Raw genomic sequence first — 7385 nt, forward strand, 5'->3', positions numbered from 1 at the left:
GTGGGGCACGAAGGTGGGGGACGGTGGGGCGCCCGGTACCGCGGCCGACGCACGTCCGGGAACGCCGAACGGCGCGTCCCGTGGCGGGACGCGCCGTTCGTGAGAACTCGCGTGGAAGTACTGTCGCGCTACTCCTGCTCGAAACGCCGGCGGAAGCGGTCCTCCATCCTCTTGCTGAACCCTCCACCGGACTTGCGGCCGCCGCGGGACCTAGCATCCCCGGCAGCGCGGCTTGCCCCGCGGGGACCGTCACCGACGCCTGGACCGCGCTTGCCTCCGAGGAGGAGCAGGACCCCCGCGCCGAACATGACGATGAATCCGACGAGACTGATGATCGGGAACCCACCCGGCTTCACCGGGAGGGCGACGCCCGCGATCAACAACGCCAAACCCAGTGCGAACAACGCGCCGGCCTGGAGCCGACGCCGACTGGACGCCATCCCCATCCGGCTTCCCCGGACGGTAGAGGCGAACTTGGGATCCTCAGCATAGAGCGCGCTCTCGATCTGTTCGAGCATGCGCTGCTCGTGCTCGGAGAGTGGCACGGTACCTCCCCCGGCACTAAAACGGTGGCCGCCGGATCTGCGGTCCAGATCGACGGGGGGCCGACTTTGACGGCCGCCTGGCTCAATAATACGAGCACATCCCGGCGGGGACCACCAACTGGGGATTCGAGTTCGATCACGGTTCCGAAGGTCCTGCGTATGACGGACCGACGACCCTGGCCCGGGCCGTCGAACGACCCGGGCTGCCCCCTGCACCGATCATGCGCTGCGCCGGTCGTCCCCCGACCCCGAATTCCCGGATGCCGAACGGTCGTCCGCGCCCGTCAGGTAGTCCTCCACCTCGTGGAGAAAGCGGCCCACCTCGTCGTAGAAGCGGCTCGCCTCGTCGGCGGGCACGGAGCGCGTGACCCCCGCCTCGATCGCCGCGCGGGTGTCCGAACGATCGGCGAAGAAGTCCGCCCAGGCGGCGAACTCCGGCTCCGCGCGGGCCATGAGCACCCAGGCGTTGCGGGTGCGGGGACGCCGCGCCGGCCGGTGCACCGCCCGCAACTCGGCGCCCGCGAGCACGGCGCCGGCGCCGCGCAGGGCGGCGAGGTAGGCCAGGTGGAATCGCTCGGACGGTTCCGGAGTGCCGGCGGCCGCCGACAGCAGCTCGTCGGCCCGGTCGAGCAATGTCGCGGCGCGGGACGATACCGGGCGGGCGGCGCAGTCCGATCGGCCGACGGCCCGCGGGCCGGTCGCACCCGACTGTGCGGTTCGTGACGTGATCATCACTCCGAACACCTCCTGCACCCCGCCGGGGCACCGGCCGGGTCACGGCCCCGGCGATCCGGCGATGTTCGCTTCCCTCGAACATCGCCGGATCCCCGGTATCGAACATCCGTTCGACGTATTCAATATAGCTGCACCTACCGACACGTCGTCAAGGGAAGGCGGTCCAGTCCCCGTCATGAGTACGGATGCGACCCCGCGGGGCGCGGCGCCGATCCTCGTCGATCTCTCCGCTGCCGAGTTCCGCGCGCGACTGCCCGAGGTGCTGCCCATCTACGTGGCCGCCATGCGATACCCGCGCGGCACCGAGTACCACCGCGCACCCATGTGGTCCGAGCACTCCGCCCGGCCGGGATGGAAGGCCGTCGCGGCGGCGCTGCCGGACGAACCGTCGACGCTCGTCGCGATCGCGTACGGCTATCGCGGGTCGCCGCACCAGTGGTGGAATCAGCAGGTGCGGACCGGGATGCGCCACGCCGGCTACCCGCCGGAGACGATCGACGCCGTCCTCGGCGACTATTTCGAGCTGACCGAACTGCACGTGCGGCCGAACGCCCAGGGTCACCGCATCGGGGAGGCGCTCCTGCGACGGTTGCTGAGCGACCGCCCCGAGCGCACGGTCCTGCTGTCCACGCCCGAGATAGCCGGCGAGGACAACCGGGCCTGGCGGCTGTACCGGCGATTCGGGTTCCGCGACGTCGTCCGGCAGTTCCGGTTCACCGGAGATGCCCGCCCCTTCGCCGTCCTGGGACGGGACCTTCCGCTCGAAGGTCCGTAGCGTGGGCGGGGTGATCGATGCCGTTGTCGTGGGTTCCGGGCACAACGCCCTGGTGAGCGCGTGCTACCTGGCCCGGGCCGGCTGGTCGGTGGAGGTGCTCGAGAAGGACACCGTGCTCGGCGGCGCCGTGTCGACCGTGGAACGCTTCCCGGGCCACGCCGTCGACCGCGGCTCGTCGGCCCACGTCATGATCCGGCACACCGGCATCGTCGAGGATCTCGAGCTCGCGTCCCACGGCCTGCGCTACGTCGACTGCGATCCGTGGGCGTTCGCGCCCGCCCCCGAGGGCAGCGACCGTCCGGGCATCGTCTTCCATCGTGATCTCGACCGCACCTGCCGATCCGTCGAGGCCGCATGCGGAGCGCGCGAGGCCGACGCCTACCGCCGCTTCGTGACGGTGTGGGGTCCGCGCAGCGCCCGGGTGATGCGCTCGTTCTCGGTGCCGCCGACCGGCCGGCACCTGCTTTCGTCCTTCTGGGGCCTCGACACCGGCGGTGGCGGCAGCGACCTCTCCCGGCAGTTCCTCGCCACAGGCGATGCCCTGCTCGACGAGTACTTCGACGACGAGCCGCTCAAGGCCGCCCTCGCCTGGTTCGGTGCCCAGTCCGGCCCCCCGATGTCCGAGCCCGGCACCGCCCCCATGGTCGGCTTCGCCGCACTGATGCACACCCTGCCGCCCGGCCGGGCCGTCGGCGGAAGCGGCGCGCTGACCCGGGCCCTGGCCGCCCGCCTCGCGGTCGACGGCGGCGTCGTCAGCCTCGGCGACGCCGCCGCGGAGATCCGCCGCACCGGGGACGGCTGGGCGGTACGTACCGACTCGGGACGCACCGTCACCGCACGCACCGTGATCGCCGGCTGCCACGTGCTGACCACGTTCGATCTGCTCGAACGCGGCGGATTCGACCGCGGCCGCCTGGACTCGTGGCGGCGCCGGATCCGCGTCGGCCCCGGCATCGGCATGGTCCTGCGCCTGGCGACCGACGCGCTGCCGCGGTACCCCAGCGGTCCCGCCGACGCGTCCGACGCCGTGCGGGGCCTGCAACTGCTCGTCGAGGACCGCGCCCGGCTCCGGCTCGCGCACGGCGCGGCCCTGGCGGGGGAACTACCGCCGCGGCCGGCCGTGCTCGCCATGAGTTTCACGGCGCTCGATCCGTCGATCGCACCGCCCGGCGAACACCAGGTGACCCTGTGGTCGCAGTGGCACCCGTACCGGCTCTCCGGTGGTCGGCAGTGGCCCGCACTGGCCGAGTCGGAGGCGGATCGGATCGTCGCCGAGATGGAGCGGTTCGCTCCCGGCTTCGCCGGTTCCGTCCGGCACCGGCACATCCAGACCCCGCACGAGATCGAGCGCGAACTGGGACTGATCGGCGGCAACGTCATGCACGTGGAGATGTCGCTGGATCAGATGTTCATGTGGCGGCCGCTGCCGGAGCTGTCCGGGCACCGCGTGCCGGGCGTCGACGGGCTCTATCTGACCGGCGCGTCCACCCATCCCGGGGGCGGGGTGTCCGGCGCGAGCGGGCGCAGCGCCGCGCAGCGCGCGCTCGCCGACTCCGGGGGTGGCCCCCTGCGCCGGATGCTGGGTCGGTGGCGGCGATGAATCGCCTGCCCGCCGTTCTGGCCGGTGGCGCGATCGTCGCACAGATCGCCTATCCGCTGACCACCGGCCCTGCCCGCGACGTCGTCACCGTCGCCGTGGTCACCCTCCTCGCGGCCGCCGGGCTCGCGCACGCGGCGGCGCGGCGCGGCCCCGCCTGGACCGCCGGGTTCTTCGTGATCACGGCGGGTGTCGGCTTCGCCTCCGAGGTCGTGGGGACCGCCACCGGGTACCCGTACGGCTGCTACGCGTACGCCACCGACCGGCTGGGTCCCGCACTGTTCGACGTGCCTCTCGTGGTGCCGCTCGCCTGGACCGCGGGCATGTACCCGGTCTGGTACGTGGCCTCGCTGCTCGCCCGGCGCGGCGGGGTGTCGTGGCCCGGCGGGAACCGCGAGCGGGTGACCCGTATCGCGCTCACCACCGTGGGGATGGTCGGCTGGGACCTGTACCTCGACCCGCAGATGGTGTCCGACGGCCAGTGGAGCTGGTGCAACGGCGGCGGCCTGCCGGGCATCGAGCAGATCCCGCTCACCAATTATCTCGGCTGGGTCGTCGTCGCCACGCTGATGGCGGTGGGGCTGGACCTGCTCGACCGGCCCGGCAAGGCACAACCGGGCGACGACACCGTGCCGCTGGTGCTGTTCCTGTGGACGTGGCTCGGATCTGCGCTCGCCCACAGCGTGCTCCTGGGCGCCCCGGAGCTGCGGTACTCGGCCGCCTACGGGTTCGCGGTCATGAGCGTGCTCGGCGTCCCGCTGCTGTGGTCGCTGCGGCGACGCGCCGGGGCAGGGGCTCGCGTCTGACACGTCCCCGTGCTCCTGGCACGATGGCGCTGTGCAGCTGCCCACCTCGCCCCGCTCCCGCCGACGGACCCTCTCGGCGGCGCTCCTGCTCCTGCTCGTCCCCGTGCTCGCCGGCTGCCTGCGGGTGCAGGTGACGATGGGGGTCTCGGCCGACGACCGCGTCTCCGGGCAGATCGTCGCCGCGACCATCCCCGCCGACGAGAACGACAAGGGACCGCAGCTGGTGGCCCCGGACTCGCTCGCCGACAGGGTCCGCGTGCAGGAGTACGACCAGGACGGGTACGTCGGCAGCCAGGTGTTCTTCAGCGATCTGAGCTTCGGCGACGTGCAACAGCTCGGGTCGATGTCCGACCAGACCTCGGGCACCTTCCAGCTCGCGCTGCAGCGGGCCGGCGACCTGGTGAGCGTCAACGGCAAGGTCGATCTCGAGTCGGTGCCCGTGCAGGGCACCGACGTGCAGATCACGATCGCGTTCCCGGCGCGGGTGGCCACGACCAACGGCACCCGCGAATCGGACTCGATCGTCACGTGGAAGCTGCCGGCCGGTGAGGTGAGCACGTTGCGCGCCGAGGTCCGCTACGCCGACCCGAACACCCGGGGATTCGCCGGCTGGGCAGGTATCGTCGCCGGCGTCACGGTGGGCGTCGCCGCGATCATCGGGGCCCTCGCCTGGATGAACCGTAACCCCGCTCCCCCGCGGCAGCGCACACGCGACGACGCGACGGCGTCCTAGGGCGATGCGGGCGCTGGTCGGGGTCGTCCGCGCCGGGGCCGCCGCCGCGACGTTGGGAGCTGCCGTCGCCGTCGCCAATCGCCTCACCCTGCCCCGGCTCGCCCCGGGCGGTGTGGTCGACGAACCGGTGACCGTGATCGTCCCGGCCCGCAACGAGGCCTGTCGCCTGCCGGATCTCGTCGCGGATCTGCGGGCCCAGCGGGGTCTGCGCCGGCTACGGGTGGTGATCTTCGACGACGACTCGGCCGACGGCACCGCCGAGGCGGCCCGGCTGGCGGCCGGGGACGCTCCCCACGTCACGGTGATCCGCTCGACCGCGCCGCCGCCGCCCGGCTGGACGGGCAAGGCCGCGGCGTGCGCCCGCGCGTACGCGGCCACCGATCCGTCCGGCGTGGTCGTCTTCGTCGACGCGGACGTGCGGTTGGAGCCGGACGCGGTGGCGGCAGCGGTGACGCTGCTGCGGGACCGCCGGGCCGACCTGCTCACCCCGTGGCCCTTCCAGCGGGCCGGCTCCGCCGCCGAACAGCTCGTGCAGCCGCTGCTGTTCTGGTCCTGGTTCGCGACGCTGCCGGTCGCGGTGTCCCACCGCTCGAGCCGGCCGTCGACCGCGGTCTCGTGCGGCCAGTTCCTGGTGTTCGACGCGCCGGCGTATGCCTCCATCGGCGGGCACGTCGCGGTCGCGGCCAGTCCCACCGAGGACCTCGACCTCGCCCGGACACTGCGCCGCGCCGGGCGACGCACGATGGTCGCCGCGGCCGGCAACGTCGCGTCCTGCCGCATGTACGAGGGCGCTGCGCCGCTGCGAGCCGGGTACACGCGCTGGCTGTGGTCGGCGTTCGGCCCGCCCGCCGGATCCGCTGCGGTGCTCGTCGCCGCGGCGGCGACCTACGTGCTGCCTCCCGCGGCGGCTCTCCTCGGCCGCGGACCGGTACGCCGCTGGGGGGTGGCCGGCACCGCCGCGGCTGTCGTCTCCCGGTCCCTGGCCCGCGCGACCGAACGCGGCGGTGATCCCGGCCCGTCCGACGTGGCGGCCGCACTCACCCACCCGTTCGCGGTGTGCGGGTTCGCGGCGCTGACGATCGACTCGCTCCGCGCGCGGCGCGCCGGCCGGCTCGGCTGGAAGGACCGGCCTCTGCCCTGACCGCTCGGTCAGACCGCCGTGGGCACCGCGATGCCCAGCCGGGCCAGCACCTCGCGGGTGGCCCGGGCGAAATTCAGGGTGATGAAGTGCAGGCAGGGCGCACCCTCGGCGATGAGCCGCTCGGCCATCTCGGTCGCGACGTCGATGCCCACCTCGCGCACGGCGGCGCGGTCCTCCTCCGGGCCGTTCCCGGCGGCCCGGACGAGGCGCTCCTCGAGCGCGGCAGGCAGCCTCGACCCGGAGAGTTCGAGGCTGCGCCGCGCGGTACGCAGGGACGTGATCGGCATGATCTCCGGAATGATCGGCTTGACGCCCTGCTCCGGGTCGCAGGCCACGACCCGGTCCCGCAGCCGCAGATAGTCCTCGACGTCGAAGAACATCTGGGTGATCGAGTACTCGGCGCCGGCGCGCAGCTTGTGGACCAGGTACCGCGTGTCGTGCTCGAGATCCGGGGAGCGGTGGTGCCCCTCGGGGAACGAGGCCACCCCGACGTGGAAGTCACCGAGGTCGCGGACCAGGCGAACAAGTTCCTCCGCGTACTCGAGGCCCTCCGGATGCCTGGTCCATTCGCCCAGCGGGTTGCCCGGCGGGTCGCCGCGCAACGCCAGGATGTTGGTGATGCCGCGATCGGCGTACGCGCCGACCATGGCGCGCAGTTCGTCGATGCTGTGCCCGACGGCGGTCAGGTGCGCCACCGGCAGGAGCGTGGTTTCCTGCGCCAGCTGACCGGTGACCCGGACGGTGCGGTCGCGGGTGGAACCGCCCGCTCCGTACGTCATCGACACGAAGGCCGGGCCGAGGCGCTCGAACTCGCGCACGGCACGCCACAGGCGCGCCTCCGCGTCGGCGTCGCGCGGCGGGGAGAACTCCACCGAGAACGGGATCCGGGCGCCCTGGGGCGCACGGAGTCGGTCCACCACCGACGGCGTACGGGATTCTCCGCCGCCGACCGGCCCGCTGTCGGAATCGAATGTCACCCGACCAGCATAGGGGCACGTCGGAGCGGGCCGAATCGGGGCAAGCCGCTCGACCGCCGGATAGGGTGGGCTCGGG

At 73.0% G+C, this 7385-nt stretch carries 8 protein-coding genes; 5 read left to right on the forward strand and 3 right to left on the reverse strand.

From position 1 onward, the window contains the following. Positions 1–128: 128 nt before the first annotated feature. Complete coding sequence (locus G6038_RS29775; RefSeq protein ID WP_165042406.1) at positions 129–545, reverse strand: DUF3040 domain-containing protein; 417 nt, start codon at positions 543–545, stop codon at positions 129–131. A 219-nt stretch (positions 546–764) separates the two neighbouring features. Then, positions 765–1277 (reverse strand): SAV_6107 family HEPN domain-containing protein, encoded by a 513-nt coding sequence (locus tag G6038_RS29780; RefSeq protein WP_206025846.1) that lies wholly within the window; start codon positions 1275–1277, stop codon positions 765–767. Between the two features lie 178 nt (positions 1278–1455). Here G6038_RS29780 and G6038_RS29785 point away from each other — a divergent pair, with 178 nt between their 5' ends. The 5 genes from G6038_RS29785 to G6038_RS29805 are packed head-to-tail and all read left to right on the forward strand — an operon-like array spanning position 1456 to position 6332. Continuing rightward, on the forward strand, positions 1456–2055 hold the full coding sequence (locus G6038_RS29785; protein WP_165042408.1) for a GNAT family N-acetyltransferase: 600 nt from the start codon (positions 1456–1458) through the stop codon (positions 2053–2055). 10 nt (positions 2056–2065) lie between these two features. Beyond that, positions 2066–3655 carry an NAD(P)/FAD-dependent oxidoreductase gene (locus G6038_RS29790; RefSeq protein WP_346772955.1) on the forward strand — a complete coding sequence of 530 codons (1590 nt, stop codon included), beginning with the start codon at positions 2066–2068 and terminating at the stop codon, positions 3653–3655. Continuing rightward, on the forward strand, positions 3652–4458 hold the full coding sequence (locus G6038_RS29795) for a carotenoid biosynthesis protein (RefSeq protein WP_165042418.1): 807 nt from the start codon (positions 3652–3654) through the stop codon (positions 4456–4458). Before G6038_RS29790 ends, G6038_RS29795 begins: the two co-directional genes overlap by 4 nt. 31 nt (positions 4459–4489) lie before the next feature. Continuing rightward, positions 4490–5191 carry a DUF3153 domain-containing protein gene (locus G6038_RS29800; RefSeq protein ID WP_165042412.1) on the forward strand — a complete coding sequence of 234 codons (702 nt, stop codon included), beginning with the start codon at positions 4490–4492 and terminating at the stop codon, positions 5189–5191. A 4-nt stretch (positions 5192–5195) separates the two neighbouring features. Then, entirely contained in the window at positions 5196–6332 is a 1137-nt protein-coding gene (locus G6038_RS29805) for a glycosyltransferase family 2 protein (protein WP_165042414.1), read from the forward strand. Between the two features lie 8 nt (positions 6333–6340). Here G6038_RS29805 and metF read toward each other — a convergent pair whose 3' ends face one another. Next, the gene (metF, locus tag G6038_RS29810; RefSeq protein ID WP_165042420.1) at positions 6341–7249 is read right to left on the reverse strand and encodes a methylenetetrahydrofolate reductase [NAD(P)H]; all 909 of its coding nucleotides are present in this window, start codon (positions 7247–7249) and stop codon (positions 6341–6343) included. Between the last annotated feature and the right edge of the window lie 136 nt (positions 7250–7385).

The organism is Rhodococcus sp. 14C212 (assembly GCF_011058195.1).
GTDB classification, from domain to species: domain Bacteria; phylum Actinomycetota; class Actinomycetes; order Mycobacteriales; family Mycobacteriaceae; genus Rhodococcus; species Rhodococcus aetherivorans.